The sequence below is a fragment of the Streptomyces sp. NPDC052064 genome, assembly GCF_055585925.1.
Genome location: NZ_JBVJJE010000008.1, coordinates 361,220 through 379,654, shown reverse-complemented (window position 1 = coordinate 379,654; position 18,435 = coordinate 361,220). Strand labels below are relative to the sequence as shown.

Below are 18,435 nucleotides of genomic sequence, written 5' to 3'. Positions count from 1 at the left end.
GGGCCGGGCTAGACCGGGCTCTCCTGGATCCTCGTCCAGAAGTGCTCGACGATCCGGTCGAGGAAGTCGCGGGCGGCGTCGCCGGCCTCGCCGCTGCCGCCGCCCCAGCTCAGGGTGGCGGCCATGTGCCCCTGGTAGTCCTGGTGCAGCCCCTGGAGAGCGCCCTCCAGGAACCGCCGGTCCAGGGGCACGACCTTGGCCACCGGGCGTACGTAGGCCTGCCAGCGGGTGGTGACGGCGTTGCGCAGCAGCTCGCCGAGCTTGGCGTCGCGGCCCGTGACGGTGACGAAGTCGGGCAGGCGCAGGCCGAGCAGATCGGCGAGGGCGGCGGACTGACGGTCGGTGCCGCGCCAGGTGTCGGTCTCCTCCATGCGCAGATAGGCGTGGAGTTCGTGTCCCACGGCACGGGCCACGTCCTCCGGGGCGAAACCGCGGGCGATGCGGTGCTCGCGCAGGGTGCGGGGTCTGCCGACGAGTTCGCCGGGCGAGCACCACAACACCCCTGCGAGCGCGGTGAGCTCGGAGCCGGAAGGGGCCGCCGCCCCGCGTTCCCAGGCCATGACGTGGTCCGGGGTGACGTGGGGGTGCCCGTAGGAGACGCGTATGTCGTGGGCGACGTGCTCGGGTGTCATGCCGAGGGCCGCGCGCAGTCGGCGGGCGGCGGGGGCGTTGAAGGGCGGGGGCGTCGGGGTGGCGGGCATGGGGTGAGGTGCGGGCTGGCTCGGGCGGGCTGAAGGTCGGCGCACGGGCCACAAGCTAGGGGCGCGGGACTGCGGTGACTACGGTCTGTTCGGCCAGGATCACGGATTGTAGGAAGCTACGGCTACCGGTGGGTTCGACCGGGGCTGAGGATCGTCTGTCGGCCGGGGCGGAGGTGCGGCGAGGATGGCGCCGGGCCTGGCGATCGCGGGCCCGGAAAGGCGGCTACTCAGGTGAACGGCAAGCTCAACGGGCATATTCGCGAGCGTCTCCTCGCGACGAACTTCTGGCACCTCGCGACGGTGGGTGCGGACGGTGCGCCCCAGGTGTCGCCCATGTGGGCGGACGTCGAAGGGGAGTACGTCATGGTCAACACCTCCATCGGGCGGGTGAAGGAGGAGAATCTGCGGCGCAATCCGTACGTTTCGCTGTCCCACCACGACCCTGAGAACCCGTACGACCGGGCGGAGATCCGGGGGAAGGTCGTCCGTTTCGTGGAGGGCGAGGAGGCGGAGCGGGCGATGGACCGGCTCGCGCGGAAGTACCTCGGGGAGGACCGCTATCCGTGGCTGCTGCCCGGGGAGCGCCGGGTGATGCTGCTGATCGAGCCGACGCGGGTGCGGAGGCTGGAGGGCGTGGAGCCGTTCCGGGCGGGGGTCCTGCCGGACGGGGCGGTCGACGGGGCGGCCGGCTGAGGAGCGCAGTGCACGGCTGGGCGGGGCGGCGGTGCCGGGGCGCTGTGCCCGGGCGGTCGGCCGCTCGCGGGGTCGTGGGGGCGGGTCGGACAGGTCCGACCCGCCCCTCTCGCTCGCAATGCCCCAGCTGCTCTACTCGCTCAGCGACGCCGCGAGACGGGCGGCGGTCTTCTCGCCCGCTCGCTGTTTGATCAAGCCTTCCTTGGCGGCCGCGCGGAGCCTGACGTCCGTGCTGCCCACCCCGCCTTTTGTCACCAGTGCGGTAACCACCACGGGATTCAGGCCGCCGAAACCGCCGCCGGCGACGACCCGGATCGTCTCCTGGTCCACACCATGCTCGACATGTATGGGCCCATCCGCCCGCCCGGCTCGGCCAAGCACTTCGGCGACACGCATGACGGCATCGTCGAACGGCAACGGCATGACGAGGTCGATCTCATGGACGTTCTTCCTCAGCGCCTTGGCGACAAGCCGGGTCAAGCGACCGTTGCCCCCACCCGCGGCGCCCAGAGCGGCAAGCTCGTCGGCCAGGATCTCGTCCTCGTTCTCGTCCATAGCCCCCACCCTTCAGTCGTGTGAGCCGGCTTCACGCCGCGGACACCGCTGCTCTCCTGCGTGCGGCTCATCGTAGGTCCGCGCGAATCCGTGATCACCCGGCCATTGACCCGGCACGTTCACCCACTTAGCCTCCATCTTCATACGTGGACGCCGTCTGCATATAGGGATGGGACACCGGTTCAAAGGGGAACTGCCTTGCCTCTGCTCGTAGTCGGGATCAGCGTTCTGGTTCTGCTCCTGCTCATGACCAGGCTGAGACTGAACGGCTTCGCGGCCCTGCTGCTCGTGGCGGTCGGGGTCGCACTGGTCCAGGGGATCCCGGTGGCGACGATCCCGGACGTCCTCTCCGAGGGCATCGGGGACCAGATCGGCGACACCATGCTGACCATCGGACTCGGCGCCATGGTCGGCCGTGTGATGGGGGACGCGGGCGCCGCGCAGCGGATAGCCGGCAAGCTCCTCGACGCGTTCGGGCCGCGCTGGGTACAGGTCGCGATGGTGGTCACGTCCATGCTGATCGGCGTGACCATGTTCTACGAGGTCGCGTTCGTCATCATCGTGCCCATCGCGTTCACCCTGGTCAGGGTCACCGGCGCGAAGCTGCTGTGGGTCGGTCTGCCGATGTCCATCGCCCTGTCCACCATGCACAGCTTCCTCCCGCCGCACCCCGGCCCCACCGCCGTCGCCGCGACCTTCCACGCCTCCGTCGGACTGACGCTGTTCTACGGCCTGTTCGTCGCTGTGCCCGCCGGTGCGCTCATCGCCCTGACCTGGCCTCGCCTTCCGTTCGTCGCACGGCTGACGCCGACCATCCCCAAGGGCCTGGTCAGCGAGCGCGAGTTCACCGACGAGGAGATGCCGGGCCTCGGCTGGTCGCTGTTCGTGGCGATGTTCCCCGTCGTGCTGATCGTGGCCGCCGCCGTGACCGACATGGCCGCCTCAGGCGAGAGCCCGTTCCTCCACGTCGTCGCCTTCGCCGGCTCGGCGCCGATCGCCCTGCTGCTGACCCTGTGCCTGGCGGTGTGGGTGTTCGGGCCGCGGATCGGGCGCAGCCTGAGCGACGTCGGCGCCTCCTGCGGCTCGGCGGCCCAGGCCATGGCGATGATCCTGCTGGTGATCGGCGCGGGCGGGGCCTTCAAGAACGTCCTCGTCGAAGGCGGGATCTCCGACTACATCAAGGACGTCACCGACGGCTGGTCCATCTCGCCGATCGTCCTCGCCTGGCTCGTCGCCGTCATCCTGCGCATCGCGCTGGGCTCGGCCACGGTCGCCGTCGTCACGGCCTCCGGGGTGGCGCTGCCGCTGCTGGCGGGCAGCGGGGTGCACCCGGAGGTCATGGTGCTGGCCGTCGCCTGCGGCTCCATCGCCTTCTCCCACGTCAACGACCCCGGATTCTGGCTGTTCAAGGAGTACTTCAACCTCTCCGTCATCGAGGCGATCAAGGTCCGTACGTCCTATACGACCGTGCTCGCCGTGCTCGGGCTGGGCGGGGTGCTGGCCGTCGAATGGGTCCTCGACGCTCTGAGTTTGTGAACCGTGTTTCGGTCTGTGAACCGTACTTTTGAACTGAGAAAGGGCACCTGATGAGCAGCAGGCAGCAGCCGACCGTCACGGCGTTCGCCGTCTACCCCGTCGCAGGCCGGGACAGCATGGAGCTGAACCTCTCCGGCGCGCACGGCCCGTACTTCACCCGCAACGTCGTCGTTCTCACCGACTCCGAGGGGCGTACCGGGCTGGGGGAGGTGCCCGGCGGGGAGAAGATCACGCAGACGCTGCGGGACGCCCAGTCGCTGGTCGTCGGGGCGAAGGTGGGTGACTACAAGCGGGTGCTGCGCGAGATCGGTGACCGGTTCGCCGACCGGGACGCCGGGGGGCGGGGTGCCCAGACCTTCGACCTGCGGACCACCGTCCACACGGTGACCGCGATCGAGTCGGCGCTGCTCGACCTTCTCGGGCAGCATCTGGAGGTACCCGTGGCGGCGCTGCTGGGCGACGGGCAGCAGCGGGACTCCGTGCGGGTGCTGGGGTACCTCTTCTACGTCGGTGACCCGGACCGGACGGATCTGGAGTACGTCCGGGAGCCCGGCTCGTCCGTGGAGTGGTACCGGGTGCGGCATGAGGAGGCGCTGTCGCCGGAGGCGATCGTGCGGCAGGCGGAGGCGGCCTACGACCACTACGGGTTCCGGGACTTCAAGCTCAAGGGGGGTGTGCTGGCGGGGGCCGAGGAGGTCGCGGCCGTGCGTGCTCTCAAACAGCGCTTTCCAAAGGCGCGGATCACCCTGGACCCGAACGGGGCGTGGTCGCTGCGTGAGGCGGTCGAGCTGTGCCGGCCGTTGGTCGGCACGCTCGCGTATGCCGAGGATCCCTGCGGGGCGGAAGGCGGTTACTCCGGGCGGGAGATCCTCGCGGAGTTCCGCCGGGCCACGGGGCTGCCCACGGCGACGAACATGATCGCGACCGACTGGCGGCAGATGGCGCATGCCCTGGCTCTCCAGTCGGTCTCCATTCCGCTGGCCGATCCGCACTTCTGGACCATGCAGGGGTCGGTGCGGGTGGCGCAGTTGTGCAACGCGATGGGGCTGACCTGGGGGTGTCACTCCAACAACCACTTCGACATCTCCCTGGCCATGGTGACGCATTGTGGGGCCGCGGCGCCGGGGGAGTACAACGCGCTGGACACGCACTGGATCTGGCAGGAGGGGCTGGAGCGGTTGACCGTCGAGCCTCCCCGCATCGTGGGCGGGGAGGTCGCCGTCCCGGACGCGCCGGGGCTGGGTGTCGAGCTCGACATGGACCGGCTGCTGGCGGCGCACGAGCTGTACCGGGAGAAGGCGCTGGGGGCGCGGGACGATGCGGTGGGGATGCGGTACCTGGTGCCAGGATGGGAGTTCGACGGCAAGCGGCCGTGTCTGGTGCGGTGAGCCTCCGGCGGTTGGGCGGGATGCCTGCGGCGGCCTGTGCGGCTTCGGTGAGGGCTTGTGTCGCGCCTTCGCGGTGGTGGGTCGGGGCCGCGTCGGGGGGTGTCCGTCCTCGGAACGGCGCGATGGGGTCGGACGCCGACTGACTGTCCGTTGACGCGCCAACCGCTGCGGGCGGACACCCCCCGACACGTCCCCTTCTCGCCGTGCGCGGGTGCGGGCGCGTCTCGCCTCAGCTGCCGCAGGCCGTGGCGCTGCTGGCCGCAGGTCCCGCTGAGCTGCGGGCAGTCGTGCCTCCCCCAGTGCCTTAAGGGCCTGGGAGGTGCCCCCAGGGCGGCACAGGTGGGCGCTGGGGGCACCCCCTGCTCGAAGAGCTTGGGGGAGGCACCCCGTTCCGCCGGGCCGCGGACCCACCCGGCCCCGGCACCGACGCCGGTCAGCCCTTCACCGCCCCACCCAGTGCGAAGCCCCCTCCCAAACGCCGGGCGATCAGGACGTACAGCAGGATCACCGGCGTCGAGTAGACGATCGAGAACGCCGCCAGCTGCCCGTACGCCACCATCCCCCGGTTCCCGAAGAAGTCGTTGATGCTGACGGACGCCGGCATCTGGTCCGGTGTGAGCAGGAGCATGAAGGGGACGAAGAAGTTGCCCCACATCATGACGAAGGAGAAGACCGTCACGACGGCCACGCCCGGGCCCATCAGGGGCAGCACGATGCGGATCAGGGACTGGAGGGACGAAGCCCCGTCGGTCCACGCCGCCTCTTCCAGTTCCTTCGGTACGCCGTCCATGAAGTTCTTCATCAGCCAGATGGCGAACGGCAGTTGGGACGCGGCGAAGAAGAAGATCGTGCCCTGCATCGTGTCGATCAGGTCCACCTGGACGAAGAGCGCGTAGACCGGGACCATGATCGCCGTGATGGGCAGGCTCGTCGCGAAGAGGATCGTCAGCAGGAACGGGCGGTTGAAGCGGGAGCGGAAGCGGGAGAGCGGGTAGGCCGCGAGGGCCGCGCAGATCACCGTCAGCAGAGTTGCGCCGCCGCACAGGATCAGGCTGTTGAGGAGGGGGGTGAAGGTGATCTCGGGGGTCAGGATCGCGTCGAAGTTGTCCAGGGTGAGGCCGTCGGGAGCCTTGACCCGGAGGTCGGCGTGGGGGTCCAGGGAGGACAGGACGACCCAGGCCAGGGGGAGTACGAACGCGGCGGCGACCACCAGGAGGCCCGCGTCCGCAGCCAGGCGGCGGGTCGTGCGGCGGGAGGCGAGTGTGACTGCCATCCGGGTCAGACCTCCGTCCGCAGCAGGCGCAGGTAGACGAGGGAGAAGAGGGAGCCGACCAGGAGGAGGAGCAGGGCTACCGCCGTGCCGTAGCCGATCAGGCTGTTCTGGAAGGCCTGTTCGTACATGAAGAGCGGGAGCGTCTGGCTCTTGCCGCCCGGACCGCCCCTGGTCATCACCCAGATCAGCCCGAAGACCGAGAGGGTCTGGAGGGTGTTGAGCATCAGGTTCGTGCCGATCGAGCGGCGGATCATGGGGAGGGTGATGTGCCACATGCGGCGCCAGCCGCCGGCCCCGTCGACCTCGGCGGCCTCGGTGATCTCCTTGGGGATCTCGTTCAGCGCGGCCGAGTAGACCAGCATGGAGAACGCCGTACCGCGCCAGACGTTGGCGAAGGACACCGCCAGGATCGGCAGTGTGAACAGCCAGTTCTGGGAGGGCAGGTGGAGCCAGTCGAGGATGGCGTTCAGGGTGCCTTCGCGGCGGAAGAAGGCGTAGAGGAGGAAGCCGGCCACCACCTCCGGCAGCACCCAGGCCGTGACCACGATGCCGCCGGTCAGCGTGCGGACCGGTTTCGACGCGCGCCGCATCAGCGCCGCCAGGGCGAGGCCGAGCGTGTTCTGCCCGACCAGTGCCGACAGGACGGTGAACACCAGCGTCAGCCATACGGCGTCGAGGAACGCCTCGTCCCCGAAGGCCCGGGTGAAGTTGGCGAAGCCGACGAACGAATCCTGGGCCTGGCCGGTGAGCTGGAGGTCGGTGAAGGCGATGAAGACGCAGTAGGCGATCGGACCGGCGAGGAAGAGGAGCAGGAGGACGACGGCGGGGGTGAGGGGGAGGGCTCGGACCAGCGCGCCCGGGCCCCGCCGAGGGCGGAGCGGAGCCGTGGGGCCGGGCGCCTTTCCGAGGTCGGGGTGTGCTGCTGTGGTGGTCATCCGGGCGTACCGTCGCCTACCGCTCGACGACCTGGTTGTCCGTGGCGTCCTTCAGGGCGTCCACGTAGTTGCTCGCCGCCTCGTCCACCGACATGTCACCCGTCGTCACGCCCTCCATGGCCTCCTGGATGGCCGTGGAGACCTTGGGGTAGGCCGGGTAGGCGGGGCGGTAGTGGGTGCTGCGCACCAGGTCGGTGAAGAACTTGGTGCCGGGCTGGGCGGTGGCGTACCCGGGGTCCTTCGCCACGTCCTCGCGGACCGCGATGCCGGAGTTGGCGCCGTACCACTTCTGCGCGTTGGCCTTGGTCTGCATCGTCTTGATGAACTCGAAGGCCAGGTCCGGGTTGCCGGCCTTGGCCGGGATCGACCAGGTCCAGCCGCCGGACATGCTCACCCTGCCGGGCGCCTGGCCGTGCTGCGTGGGCATGGCGGCGAGGCCGAGCTTCTCGGACCACTCGGGCCACTCGTGACCGCTGCCGGGCAGCCAGTCCTGCGGGAGCCAGGAGCCGTCGAGGGCGATGCCGAGCTTGCCCTGCGGGAGCCACTCGCCGCGGACCCGGGTCATGACGTTCGGGTCGAGCGCGTCGGAGACGTCCGGGCCCAGTTTCTCCTCGTAGACCGTCTCGACGAAGGCGAGGGCGTCCTTGAAGCCCTGGCCGCCGGCGACCCACTTCTTGCTCGTCTTGTCGTACAGGGGGTCCGTGCGGCCGTCGTTCGTGCCGTAGAGCAGCATCTCGAAGGTCTGCATGGTGGCCGCCTCGCCGACTGGTTTGCCCGTGTAGACGTTGAGCGGGATGACGCCGGGGACCTTCTGTTTGATGGTGCGGGCCGCGGTCAGGACGTCCTTCCAGGTCTTCGGCTGCCAGTCGGCGGGGAGGCCGGCCTTGGCGAAGATGCCCTTGTCGAACCAGAGCCCGCGGGTGTCGGTGCCGTCGGGGACACCGTACGTCTTGCCGTCCTCGCCCTTGGCCGCCGCCTTCGCCGTGTCGATGAACCGGTTCCAGTCCGGCCACTTGGCCAGGTAGGAGTCGAGGGGCTTGAGATAGCCGCTGGTGATGTCCGAGTTGATGAGGAAGGTGTCCTCGTAGACCAGGTCGGGTGCGGTCTTGGGGGAGCGGAGCATCTGCTGGAGCTTGGTGTAGTACTCCGAGTCCGGGGCCTTGATCGGGACGAGCTCGACCTTCTTGCCGGGGTGGGCCTTCTCGAACTGCTTCTTGATGTCCGCGAGATAGGTGTCCATCACCTTGATGGAGTTGTCCGTGGACTGTTTGAAGGAGACCTTCACGGTGTCGGGGTCGCTGCCGGAACCGCCACCGCAGGCGGTGAGGGTGGTCACGGCGAGGGCTAAGGCGACGAGAGGTGTGAGAGCGGCGGTGGGGCGCACGGCACGAACCTCCTACAGGCGCACTTCGTTGTGGCCGGGACGGCTGCGTGGTGAACCTAAGTTGAGTGGTCTAGTCAGGTCAATGCGTGTGCGCCGGTTTGATCGAGGCCGACAGCAACTGACGATCCGTCAATTACCTGTGACCCAACGGTACTGCAGCTCCGGTCGTCCCACCGTGCCGTACTGCGGGCGGCGGGCCGCGCGGCCCGCGTCCACCAGGTGTTCCAGGTAACGGCGGGCCGTGATGCGGGAGATGCCCACTGTCTCCGCCACACCGGCGGCCGTGAGGCCCTCCGCACTGTCGCGCAGGGCCACGGTCACCCGCTCCAGCGTCGGTGCGCTCAGCCCCTTCGGCAGCGCGGCCGGGCCCGGGGCGCGCAGGGCCGCCAGCGCCCGGTCGACCTCGTCCTGTCCGCTCGCCTCGCCGACCGAGGCGTGGAACTCGGCGTACCGCACGAGGCGGTCCCGCAGGGTCGCGAAGGTGAACGGCTTCAGGACGTACTGCACGACTCCGAGTGAGACGCCCTCGCGCACGACCGCCAGATCACGTGCGGACGTCACCGCGATCACGTCCGCGTGGTGTCCGGCCGCCCGGAGGGACCGCGCGAGTTGCAGTCCGTGGACGTCCGGCAGGTGCAGGTCGAGCAGGAGCAGGTCGACAGGCGTGCGCTCCAGGGCCCGGCGTGCCTCCGCGCCCGTGTGCGCCTTGCCCACGGCGACGAAGCCCGGGACCCGGCCGACGTACAGGACGTGGGCGTCGGCGGCGACCGGGTCGTCCTCGACGACCAGGACGCGGATGGCCTTCTCGGGGGTGGTGTCGCTCGTCATGCGTTGCCTCCGGCGCCTCTGGACACCGAGACCCTGGATGCCACGCCCTCGGCCACCGCCCCCGACTCCCGCAGCGGCAGCCGTACCTCGAACTGCGCCCCGCCCCCGTCGGCCTCCGACACCGACAGCGTCCCCTCGTGCCGCTGTGTCGCCTGCCGTACCAGGGCCAGCCCCAGCCCTCGGCCGCCCGGCCCCGCCGGTTTGGTCGAGAAGCCCCGCTGGAAGACGGCCTCGGCGTGTTCCGGGTCCACGCCCGGGCCCGTGTCCGAGACCCGTAGTACCAGCTCCGGGGTTTCATCGAGCGCCTCGGGGTCCTCGATGTCCTGGGTGTACGCCGCCACCGTCACCCGAGCCCGCACGCTGCCCTGTGCCGCGTCCACGGCGTTGTCGATCAGGTTGCCCAGGATGGTCACCAGGTCCCGCGACGGGAGGGACTCCGGCAGCAGACCGTCGTCCAGGCTGCTGTCCTCCGACACCATCAGCTCCACGCCCCGCTCGTTCGCCTGGGCCGTCTTGCCCAGCAGCAGCGCCGCCAGCACCGGCTCGCTCACCGCCGCCACGACCTGGTCGGTCAACGCCTGTGCCAGCTCCAGCTCGGCCGTCGCGAACTCCACCGCTTGTTCCGACCGGCCCAGCTCGATCAGCGAGACGACCGTGTGCAGCCGGTTCGCCGCCTCGTGCGCCTGCGAGCGCAGCGCCTGAGTGAAACCCCGTTCGGAGTCCAACTCACCCATGAGCGACTGGAGTTCGGTGACGTCGCGCAAGGTGACGACCGTACCGCGCCGCTCGCCGCCCGACACCGGCGAGGTGTTGATCACCAGTACCCGCGAAGCCGTCAGATGCACCTCGTCCACCCGCGGCTCCGACGCCAGCAGCGCGCCCGTCAGCGGGGCCGGCAGCCCCAGCTCCGCCACCGACCTGCCCACCACGTCCCCGGCCACGCCGAGCAACTCCCTCCCCCCGTCGTTGATCAGCGCCACACGGTACTGCCCGTCCAGCATCAGCAACCCCTCGCGTACCGCGTGCAGGGCGGCCTGGTGGTAGTCGTGCATCCGGCTCAGCTCGGTGGCGTTCATGCCGTGGGTGTGGCGGCGCAGCCGGGCGTTGATGACATACGTGCCGACCGCGCCCAGCACCAGCGCGCCGGCCGCGACGCCGAGCAGGGCCGTCAGCTGGTCCTGCACCCGCTGGGTGATCTCCTCGACCCGGATACCCGCGCTGACCAGACCCACGATCTTCTTGCCGTCCTGGATGGGGGTGACCGCGCGGACCGAGGGGCCGAGCGTGCCGGTGTAGGTCTCGTCGAAGGTCTCGCCCTTCAGAGCCTTCGCGGTATGGCCCCGGAAGGGCTGGCCGATCTGGTCCGGGTCGGGATGCGTCCAGCGGATGCCTCGCGGGTTCATGATCGTTATGAAGTCGACCTCGGTGTCCCGCATCACCCGCAGCGCGTACGGCTGGAGCCGGGCGGTCGGGTCGGAGGTGCGGGCCGCCTCCAGCACCGAAGGGGAGTCGGCGACGGATCGCGCCACCGCCCTGGCCTGGCGCCGCGCCGCCTCTTCGGCCTGGCTGCGGTCACTGACATAAGTGAACAGTGCGTATCCGGCCACGACGACCGCTATCAGGACGGCCTGCATGGCGAAGAGCTGGCCCGCCAGGCTGCGGGGACCGGGGACGGAGAAGCGCATGTCGTCAGTCTGCCTCGTGGCTGATTGTGAACTATATGAACGGAAGGGTGACCGCGCTCACACAGCAGGACATAGTCACGGCATTCCCTATAACGCATCTCCGGGAGCCCCGCTCCCTTTTTCCCGGACGTGAGCCGCACGCCGGTGATGCCGACGACGTCGTCAAGGAGGGCCGCCGTGACCAGCGCAGCCGATACGGCACCTGCCGCACGCAAACCCAAGCGGGACCGTACGCACTATCTCTACATCGCGGTGATCATCGCAGTCGCCGCCGGTATCGCGGTGGGTCTGGCCGCACCCGACTTCGCGGTCGGGCTGAAGCCGATCGGCACGGGCTTCGTGAACCTCATCAAGATGATGATCTCGCCGATCATCTTCTGCACGATCGTGCTGGGTATCGGCTCGGTACGGAAGGCCACCAAGGTCGGTGCCGTCGGCGGTATCGCCCTCGGCTACTTCATGGTGATGTCGCTGGTCGCGCTGAGCATCGGCCTGGTCGTCGGCAACATCCTGGACCCGGGCTCGAGCCTCGCGATGACCGACGCGGTCAAGGACGCCGGTCACGCACAGGTCGACCCCGAGGCCACCACGAACACCGCCGACTTCCTGCTGGGCATCATCCCGACCACGATGGTGTCCGCCTTCACCAACGAGTCGGTCCTTCAGACCCTGCTGATCGCCCTGCTCGCCGGCTTCGCGCTGCAGGGCATGGGCTCGGCGGGCCAGCCGATCCTGCGCGGTATCGAGCACATCCAGCGGCTCGTCTTCCGCATCCTCGCCATGGTGATGTGGGCCGCCCCGATCGGTGCCTTCGGCGCCATCGCCGCCGTCACCGGCTCCGCCGGCGTGGACGCGCTCAAGAGCCTCGCCGTGCTGATGCTCGGCTTCTACGTCACCTGTTTCCTCTTCGTGTTCATCGTGCTCGGCATCCTGCTGCGCGTGATCTCCGGCCTGAACATCCTCACGCTGTTCAAGTACCTGGGCCGGGAGTTCCTGCTGATCCTTTCCACGTCCTCGTCCGAGTCCGCGCTGCCGCGGCTCATCGCGAAGATGGAGCACATGGGCGTCAGCAAGCCGGTGGTCGGCATCACCGTCCCGACCGGCTACTCCTTCAACCTCGACGGCACCATGATCTACATGACCATGGCGTCCCTGTTCATCGCCGACGCGATGGGCACGCCGATGTCGATCGGCGAGCAGATCCCGCTGCTGCTCTTCCTGCTGGTCGCCTCGAAGGGCGCCGCCGGTGTCACCGGCGCGGGCCTCGCGACGCTGGCCGGTGGTCTCCAGTCGCACAAGCCGGCCCTGGTGGACGGCATCGGCCTCATCGTCGGCATCGACCGCTTCATGAGCGAGGCCCGCGCGCTGACCAACTTCGCCGGTAACGCCGTGGCCACCGTGCTGATCGGCACCTGGACGAAGGAGATCGACAAGGACCGCGTGAACCAGGTCCTCGCCGGTCAGCTGCCCTTCGACGAGAAGACACTGCTGGACGACGCGCACGGCGGCCCGGCCGACGGCCACGCCGAGGTGCCCGAGCAGGGCGGCGAGAAGGAGCTGGCGAAGACCTGACGGCCCCGCGCCGCGCCCCGCGAGACTCCGGGCGGCTGAGTGTCCCCCCGTCGCTCAGCCGCCCGGTCCCCGCTCAGACAAGATCAATCGTTCAGCTTCGCCACCAGCTCGGTGGCCTTTGAGGCGGGCACGCCCGCCGCGGTCAGCACCGTGACCGCGGCGCAGCGGCCCGCCTCTTCTGCTGCCACGAGCCCGTCGTTCACCGCTTCCATCAGCGCGACCACCGTCTGCTCGTGCACGTACGCCAGGGCCGGCGCGGGCAGCGGTGAGCTGAAGACGCCCTCGTCGAGGCCGCGCCGGAGCACCCCGGTGGCGACCTCCCGGACCGGGGCGAGCCGCTCCCGGATGCCCTGCATGGTGACCGTGCGCTGGGCGAGCGCGATCAGCAGCCGGTAGCGGTCGGCGAGCTCCCACACCGCCAGCACCGAGCGGGCCACCGACTCCGCCGGGTCCTCCACGCCCTCGCGGCCCGCCGCGTGCGCGGCCGACAGGGCCTCCACCGCCTCGTCGACGAGCGTGCTGATCAGGGCCTCGCGACTCGGGAAATGCCCGTAGACCGTCCGCCGGACGACGCCCGCGGCGCGTGCGATCTGGTCCATGGACGCGTCGGGGTCGCGCAGCAGTTCGCCGAGGGCGACGTCGAGGATGCGGCGCCGGTTGGCGTCGGCGCGGCTGGTGTTGCCCGTGGTCATGGACGCCATTGTGCCCTTCCTTCATCGAGTTGCACAGCAGTGTGCAACGGCGTACATTGCACATCGTTGTGCAAATGCACACCCCTGTGCAAGTCAGTGAGGAAGGCGACCCCTGCCATGCGACTCGTCATGACCGAACCGGCCGAGAGGATGGACCGCCCCTACGCACGCCGCTGGTGGGCGCTCCTCGTGCTCTGCCTGAGCCTGCTGATCATCGTGATGGCGAACACCGCCCTCACCGTCGCCGCGCCCGAGATGACCGAGGACCTGGGCCTGTCCAGCGCCGACCTCCAGTGGGTCATCGACGGCTACACCGTCCCGTACGCCGCGCTGATGCTGCTGCTCGGCGCGGTAGGCGACAAGTACAGCCGCCGGGGCGCGCTCATCCTCGGGCTGGTCGTGTTCGGCGGCGGTGCCGTCTCCGGCTACCTGGCCGACAGCGCCACGGCGGTGATCGCGGCGCGTGCCGTGATGGGCGCCGGTGCCGCGATGATCATGCCCGCCACGCTGTCCCTGCTCGCGGCGACCTTCCCGCGGGCCGAACGCGCCAAGGCCATCACCCTGTGGACCGCCACGGCCGGGCTCGCCATCGCGGCCGGTCCGCTGGTCGCCGGGGCGCTGCTGGAGCACCACGGCTGGTCGTCGACGTTCCTCATCAACGTCCCCATCGCCGTCCTGGCCATCGTCGGCACGCTCGTCCTCGTACCGCCGTCCAAGGCCGGCCACCGCGGGCGCATCGACTACGGCGGCGGACTGCTGTCCGTGGTGTGGATCGGCGCGCTCGTCTACATGATCATCGAGGGTCCGCACTTCGGCTGGGGCACCAAGGCCGTCACAGCGGCCGTCGTCGCGGGCGTCGCGCTCGTGGCCTTCGTGCTCTGGGAGCTGCGCCACCCGCGTCCCGTCCTCGACGTGCGCCGCTTCACCGACCGCCGCTTCGCGGGGTCCAACCTGGCCGTGGCCCTGTTCTTCCTGGCCGTCTTCGGTGCCTTCTACTACCTGACCCAGCACCTTCAGTTCGTCCTCGGCTACGACGCCCTGGACACGGGCCTGCGCATGCTGCCGCTGGCCGGCGCCGTCTTCGCGGGCTCCGCCCTCACCGGTTACCTCACCCCGCGGGTCGGCATGAAGTGGACCGTCACGGCCGGCATGGTCGGCGGTACGGCGGCCCTGGCGCTGCTCACCCAGGTCGACTCCGGGTCGTCGTACGGCGACTTCGTCGCGCCCCTGATCGTGCTCGGCCTCGCGATCGGGCTCGCGCTGTCGCCCTGCACGGACGCGATCATGGGGGCGTTCCCGGAGTCGGAGCTGGGGGTCGGCGGTGCGGTGAACGACACGTCGCTGGAGCTCGGCGGTTCGCTCGGCATCGCCATCCTGGGCTCGCTGCTGGCGACGTCGTACTCCGGGCATCTCTCGGACGCGACGGCCGGCAGCCGGCTCCCCGGCTCCTCTCTGGAGACGGCTCAGGACTCCGTCGGGGCCGGGTACGCCGTGGCGCAGGGCATCGGGGACCGGGCCCGGCAGCTGGCCGAGCGGGCGGCGCACACGAGCGATCCGCAGCAGGCGGAGCGGCTGCGGGCGCAGGCCGGGCAACTGGCCGGCGAGGCCCGGCAGATGGCCGACGCGGTGGGGTCCTCCTTCGCGGACGCGGTCGCGCACACGAGTTTGGTCGGGGCCGTGATCCTGGGTGTGGGTACGGTGGTTGTGGCCGTGTTGCTGCCGCGCAAGGGGAAGCCCGTGGACGAAGGCGCCGAGGAGAGGGAGCTGGAGTCCGTCGGTTAGTGGGCCATGACCTGTGGAGGGACGTATGGGGGAAGCGGGCGAGGTCGAGATCCTGAGCTCGCAGGCGTACCGGGCTCGGTACGGGGCGGAGCGGGAGGCGTCTCCGTTGTCCATGGAGCAGATCGGTGAGCTGTTCCAGGAGTTCCTGATGGCGGTGGCCCGGCCCGGGCGACGGCACGGGGACAGTGACCGTGATCTGTCCGGGCGGCTCCGGGAGCATCTGGGGGCCACCGCCGGGGAGCGGCCCGTGGTCAAGGTGGCCTATCCCTCGTACGACCTGCCCAACGTGCACCTCGCGCTGGAGCGCTGGTTCGCGGGGGAGGGGCGGTCGTTCGAGCTCATCGGTATGCGCGGGGCGCAGCACCACGGTGAACTGACTCTCGGCGACATCCTCGAAGCGGCCGACCGGTACGACAGGTTCACCGTCGGGGCCGTCGACTACGCCCAGCTGCCGGTCTCACCCGATGCCGAACTCGCCTGTGTCTCCTGCGGTTTCTACCTCGGGGCGGAGGGCGAGGAGCGGTTCGCCGTGCTGTTGCGCGGGCCGCAGGACGAGTACGGGCGCAACAAGGTGGAGATCGAGGTGCTGGCCGGGGAGAAGGAGTTCGCCGACCGGCTGCTCGCCGAGATCGACGTGCTCGTGCGCGAGCTCAACATCTTCCGGGGGCAGATTCTGTCCTTCGAGGGCTCGGAGTTCGGCACCGGCCTCGGACCGTTCCGCTTCCACCGCAGGCCCGGACTGACCCGGGACGACATCGTGCTCCCCGAGGGGCTGCTGGAGCGGGTGGAGCGGCAGGTCGTGGGCGTGGCCCGGCGCCGGGAGCAACTGCGCGCGGCCGGCCAGCACCTGCGCCGCGGACTGCTGCTCTACGGTCCGCCCGGCACCGGCAAGACCCACACCATCCGCTACCTCCTCTCCCACCTGCCCGAGTTCACCGTCGTCGTCCTGTCCGGGACGAGCATCGAGGCCATCGGCCCGGCCTGCGCCCTGGCCCGGATGCTCCAGCCCGCGCTGGTCGTCCTGGAGGACTGCGACCTGATCGCCGAGGCCCGTGACTACGGCGGTGGCGAGCAGCCGCTGCTCTTCCAGGTCCTGAACGAGATGGACGGCCTCGGCGACGACGCCGACGTCGCCTTCCTGCTCACCACCAACCGCGCCGACCTGCTGGAACCGGCCCTCGCCCAGCGGCCCGGGCGCGTCGACCTGGCCGTGGAGATCCCATTGCCGGACGCGGTCGGCCGTGCCCGTCTGCTCGGTCTGTACGGCTCAGGACTCGGCCTGGACAAGGAGATCGCCGACGCGGTGGTGGCCCGCACGGAAGGCACCACGGCGTCCTTCACCAAGGAGCTCGTACGCCGGTCCGTACTGATCGCCGCCGAGCGCGAGTCGCCCCGCACCGAGGCGCAGGACGTCCGCGCCGCCCTCGACGAACTCCTCTCCGACCACGACCGGCTGACCCGGCGACTGCTCGGGGTGCGAGGCACCGAGGACGCGGAGGACGAGGCGGAGTGGCAGGACGAAGACGCCTTCGAGTAGTGGACGACGCCTTCGGGCCATAGGTCTCAGGGCCCGGCGGCCTCGTCCAGGCGTGCCCGTTCCTCCGCGCCGAGCAGCAGGTCCGCCGCGGCCGCCGAGTCCCTGGCCGTCTCCGGCCGGCTCGCCCCCGGGATCGGGACGACGGCGGGGGAGCGCGCCAGCAGCCAGGCCAGGCCGACCTGTTGAGGGCTGACGCCGCGGTCCGCCGCGACCTCGTGGAAGGCGGCCAGGCGTTCCCTGCCCTCGGTTCGCGACGGCCCGTCCAGGGAGCTGCGGGCCAGCCCGCCCAGCGGGCTCCACGGCAGGAACGCCAGCCCCAGTTCCGCGCACAGCCGCAGCTCCGGCTCGCTGTCCCGGACGGCGGGGGAGTACCGGTTCTGCACCGACACCAGCTTCTCGCCGAGGACCTCCCGCGCCCGGCGGATCTGGTCCGCGTCCGCGTTGGACACCCCGGCCAGCCGGATCGTGCCCGCGTCGAGCAGCTCGCGCAGGGCGCCGACCGACTCCTCGAAGGGCACCTCGGGGTCCGGCTTGTGGAGTTGGTAGAGGCCGATCGCCTCCACACCGAGGCGCTTGCGGGAGGCCTCGGCGGCGGCCTTGAGATGGCCCGGGGAGCCGTTCACCGTCCAGTCGCCGCCGGCCGGGCGGCCACGGCCGCCCTTCGTCGCCACCAGCACGCCGGAGGTGTCGCCCCCGTACGTGGCCAGCGCGCGGGCCAGCAGACGTTCGTTGTGGCCGGGTTCCGCACCCGGCAGATGGTACGAGTCGGCCGTGTCCAGGAGGGTCACGCCCGCGTCGAGCGCGGCGTGCACGGTGGCCAGGGCGCGCTCCTCGTCCGGCCGGCCCTCGATGGACAGCGGCATCGCGCCGAGCCCGATCGCGCTCACCCGCAGTCCGCCAAGTGTCCTGTACCGCATGTCAGCCGCCCTTCCCGAGCGTCTCGGCGACGGCACGCGGCAGCCACTGCCGTGCGTCGGTGAAGGTGAAGCCGAGCCGGGCGGCACGGGCGTTGTCCATGCCGTAGGCGCGGCGGAAGGAGAACGGCGAGACCTCGCCGACCTCGACGGGCCGGAACACGGCCCGGCCGCCCGGGATGTGCGCGGCCACCGCCTCGCACAGCTCCTCGGTGCTCAGCGTCCCGTGCGAGGCGGCGTTCACCGGCCCGGTGAAGTCCTCGCCGGCCGCCCAGGCGAGGAAGCGGGCGATCTCCTCGACGTGCACGTACGTGGCGGGCCGGTTCACCACCGGCACGGCGACCGGCTCGCCGGCGCGTATCCGCTCGGCGTAGTGGGCCAGCCGCCCGGTGAAGTCGTCGGCCCCGCCCAGCACATGGGCCACCCGCACCGCCGTGTACGGGAACGCCGGGCCGTCGGCCGCGAGGACCGCCTCGGCCTGCCGCTTGCCCTCGCCGTAGTTGGCCTCCAGGTACGCCGGGTCGTCCCAGGGCAGCCCGAGGTCCACGGTGACCGTGGCCGGGTCGACGGCTTCCTCGCGCACGAGGGCGGGGGAGTCCTCGTACTCGTACACCTCGACCGTGGAGGTCATCACATAGCGGCGGGTACGGCCGGAGAAGACACGGCGCGCGAGTGCCGCCTGGCGTGGTGTGTAGCAGACCTGGTCGACGACGACATCGAAGACGCGCGAGCCGAGCGCCTCGGTCAGGGACCGCTCGTCGTCCCGGTCGGCGACCAACTGCGCCACTCCGGCGGGCGGCGGGGAGGACCCCCGGTTCAGCACGGTGACGCGGTGCCCTTCGGCGAGCAGCCGTGCGATCAGACGCTTTCCGACGTAACGGTTCCCGCCGATGACCAGGACTTCCAGGGCCTTTTCCATGACCATAATTCTCCTGGCGCACAGCCACGCCTTGAAGGGGG

General features: G+C 70.4%; 16 protein-coding genes. 6 read left to right on the top strand and 10 right to left on the bottom strand.

Annotated elements, in window-relative coordinates; translation table 11 throughout:
- Positions 1 to 8: 8 nt before the first annotated feature.
- Positions 9 to 701, bottom strand: a complete 693-nt coding sequence (locus tag ACZ6TU_RS23640; RefSeq protein WP_469550802.1) for a helix-turn-helix domain-containing protein — start codon at positions 699 to 701, stop codon at positions 9 to 11.
- Positions 702 to 932: 231 nt separating this feature from the next.
- Between ACZ6TU_RS23640 and ACZ6TU_RS23635 the strand changes: the two genes are divergently transcribed.
- A complete protein-coding gene (locus ACZ6TU_RS23635; RefSeq protein WP_467681189.1) occupies positions 933 to 1,394 on the top strand; it encodes a PPOX class F420-dependent oxidoreductase in 462 nt (153 codons plus the stop codon).
- 132 nt (positions 1,395 to 1,526) lie between these two features.
- Here ACZ6TU_RS23635 and ACZ6TU_RS23630 read toward each other — a convergent pair whose 3' ends face one another.
- Positions 1,527 to 1,949, bottom strand: a complete 423-nt coding sequence (locus ACZ6TU_RS23630) for a hypothetical protein (RefSeq protein WP_467681187.1) — start codon at positions 1,947 to 1,949, stop codon at positions 1,527 to 1,529.
- Positions 1,950 to 2,147: 198 nt separating this feature from the next.
- Between ACZ6TU_RS23630 and ACZ6TU_RS23625 the strand changes: the two genes are divergently transcribed.
- Positions 2,148 to 3,485 carry a gluconate:H+ symporter gene (locus ACZ6TU_RS23625; protein WP_467681185.1) on the top strand — a complete coding sequence of 446 codons (1,338 nt, stop codon included), beginning with the start codon at positions 2,148 to 2,150 and terminating at the stop codon, positions 3,483 to 3,485.
- A gap of 50 nt (positions 3,486 to 3,535) precedes the next feature.
- On the top strand, positions 3,536 to 4,873 hold the full coding sequence (locus ACZ6TU_RS23620; protein WP_467681183.1) for an enolase C-terminal domain-like protein: 1,338 nt from the start codon (positions 3,536 to 3,538) through the stop codon (positions 4,871 to 4,873).
- A 433-nt stretch (positions 4,874 to 5,306) separates the two neighbouring features.
- Here ACZ6TU_RS23620 and ACZ6TU_RS23615 read toward each other — a convergent pair whose 3' ends face one another.
- The 5 genes from ACZ6TU_RS23615 to ACZ6TU_RS23595 form a co-directional block, all read right to left on the bottom strand.
- Positions 5,307 to 6,146 carry a carbohydrate ABC transporter permease gene (locus tag ACZ6TU_RS23615; protein ID WP_467681182.1) on the bottom strand — a complete coding sequence of 280 codons (840 nt, stop codon included), beginning with the start codon at positions 6,144 to 6,146 and terminating at the stop codon, positions 5,307 to 5,309.
- A 5-nt stretch (positions 6,147 to 6,151) separates the two neighbouring features.
- On the bottom strand, positions 6,152 to 7,081 hold the full coding sequence (locus tag ACZ6TU_RS23610; protein WP_467681180.1) for a carbohydrate ABC transporter permease: 930 nt from the start codon (positions 7,079 to 7,081) through the stop codon (positions 6,152 to 6,154).
- Between the two features lie 16 nt (positions 7,082 to 7,097).
- The gene (locus ACZ6TU_RS23605) at positions 7,098 to 8,465 is read right to left on the bottom strand and encodes an extracellular solute-binding protein (RefSeq protein ID WP_467681178.1); all 1,368 of its coding nucleotides are present in this window, start codon (positions 8,463 to 8,465) and stop codon (positions 7,098 to 7,100) included.
- Positions 8,466 to 8,594: 129 nt separating this feature from the next.
- Entirely contained in the window at positions 8,595 to 9,293 is a 699-nt protein-coding gene (locus tag ACZ6TU_RS23600; RefSeq protein WP_467681176.1) for a response regulator, read from the bottom strand.
- Positions 9,290 to 10,978, bottom strand: a complete 1,689-nt coding sequence (locus tag ACZ6TU_RS23595) for a sensor histidine kinase (protein WP_467681174.1) — start codon at positions 10,976 to 10,978, stop codon at positions 9,290 to 9,292. The genes ACZ6TU_RS23600 and ACZ6TU_RS23595 overlap by 4 nt, the downstream gene beginning before the upstream one ends.
- 177 nt (positions 10,979 to 11,155) lie before the next feature.
- Here ACZ6TU_RS23595 and ACZ6TU_RS23590 point away from each other — a divergent pair, with 177 nt between their 5' ends.
- Positions 11,156 to 12,550 carry a cation:dicarboxylate symporter family transporter gene (locus ACZ6TU_RS23590; protein WP_467681172.1) on the top strand — a complete coding sequence of 465 codons (1,395 nt, stop codon included), beginning with the start codon at positions 11,156 to 11,158 and terminating at the stop codon, positions 12,548 to 12,550.
- Positions 12,551 to 12,633: 83 nt separating this feature from the next.
- Here the strand turns inward: ACZ6TU_RS23590 and ACZ6TU_RS23585 are convergent, their stop codons facing one another.
- Complete coding sequence (locus tag ACZ6TU_RS23585) at positions 12,634 to 13,251, bottom strand: TetR/AcrR family transcriptional regulator (protein ID WP_467681170.1); 618 nt, start codon at positions 13,249 to 13,251, stop codon at positions 12,634 to 12,636.
- 108 nt (positions 13,252 to 13,359) lie between these two features.
- Here ACZ6TU_RS23585 and ACZ6TU_RS23580 point away from each other — a divergent pair, with 108 nt between their 5' ends.
- Together ACZ6TU_RS23580 and ACZ6TU_RS23575 are read left to right on the top strand one after the other, a co-directional pair.
- The gene (locus tag ACZ6TU_RS23580) at positions 13,360 to 15,024 is read left to right on the top strand and encodes a DHA2 family efflux MFS transporter permease subunit (RefSeq protein ID WP_467681168.1); all 1,665 of its coding nucleotides are present in this window, start codon (positions 13,360 to 13,362) and stop codon (positions 15,022 to 15,024) included.
- A gap of 25 nt (positions 15,025 to 15,049) precedes the next feature.
- On the top strand, positions 15,050 to 16,561 hold the full coding sequence (locus ACZ6TU_RS23575) for an AAA family ATPase (protein ID WP_469550794.1): 1,512 nt from the start codon (positions 15,050 to 15,052) through the stop codon (positions 16,559 to 16,561).
- A gap of 26 nt (positions 16,562 to 16,587) precedes the next feature.
- Here the strand turns inward: ACZ6TU_RS23575 and ACZ6TU_RS23570 are convergent, their stop codons facing one another.
- Together ACZ6TU_RS23570 and ACZ6TU_RS23565 are read right to left on the bottom strand one after the other, a co-directional pair.
- Complete coding sequence (locus tag ACZ6TU_RS23570) at positions 16,588 to 17,478, bottom strand: aldo/keto reductase (RefSeq protein WP_467681165.1); 891 nt, start codon at positions 17,476 to 17,478, stop codon at positions 16,588 to 16,590.
- A gap of 1 nt (position 17,479) precedes the next feature.
- Positions 17,480 to 18,394 carry an NAD-dependent epimerase/dehydratase family protein gene (locus ACZ6TU_RS23565; protein WP_469550791.1) on the bottom strand — a complete coding sequence of 305 codons (915 nt, stop codon included), beginning with the start codon at positions 18,392 to 18,394 and terminating at the stop codon, positions 17,480 to 17,482.
- Positions 18,395 to 18,435: the final 41 nt, after the last annotated feature.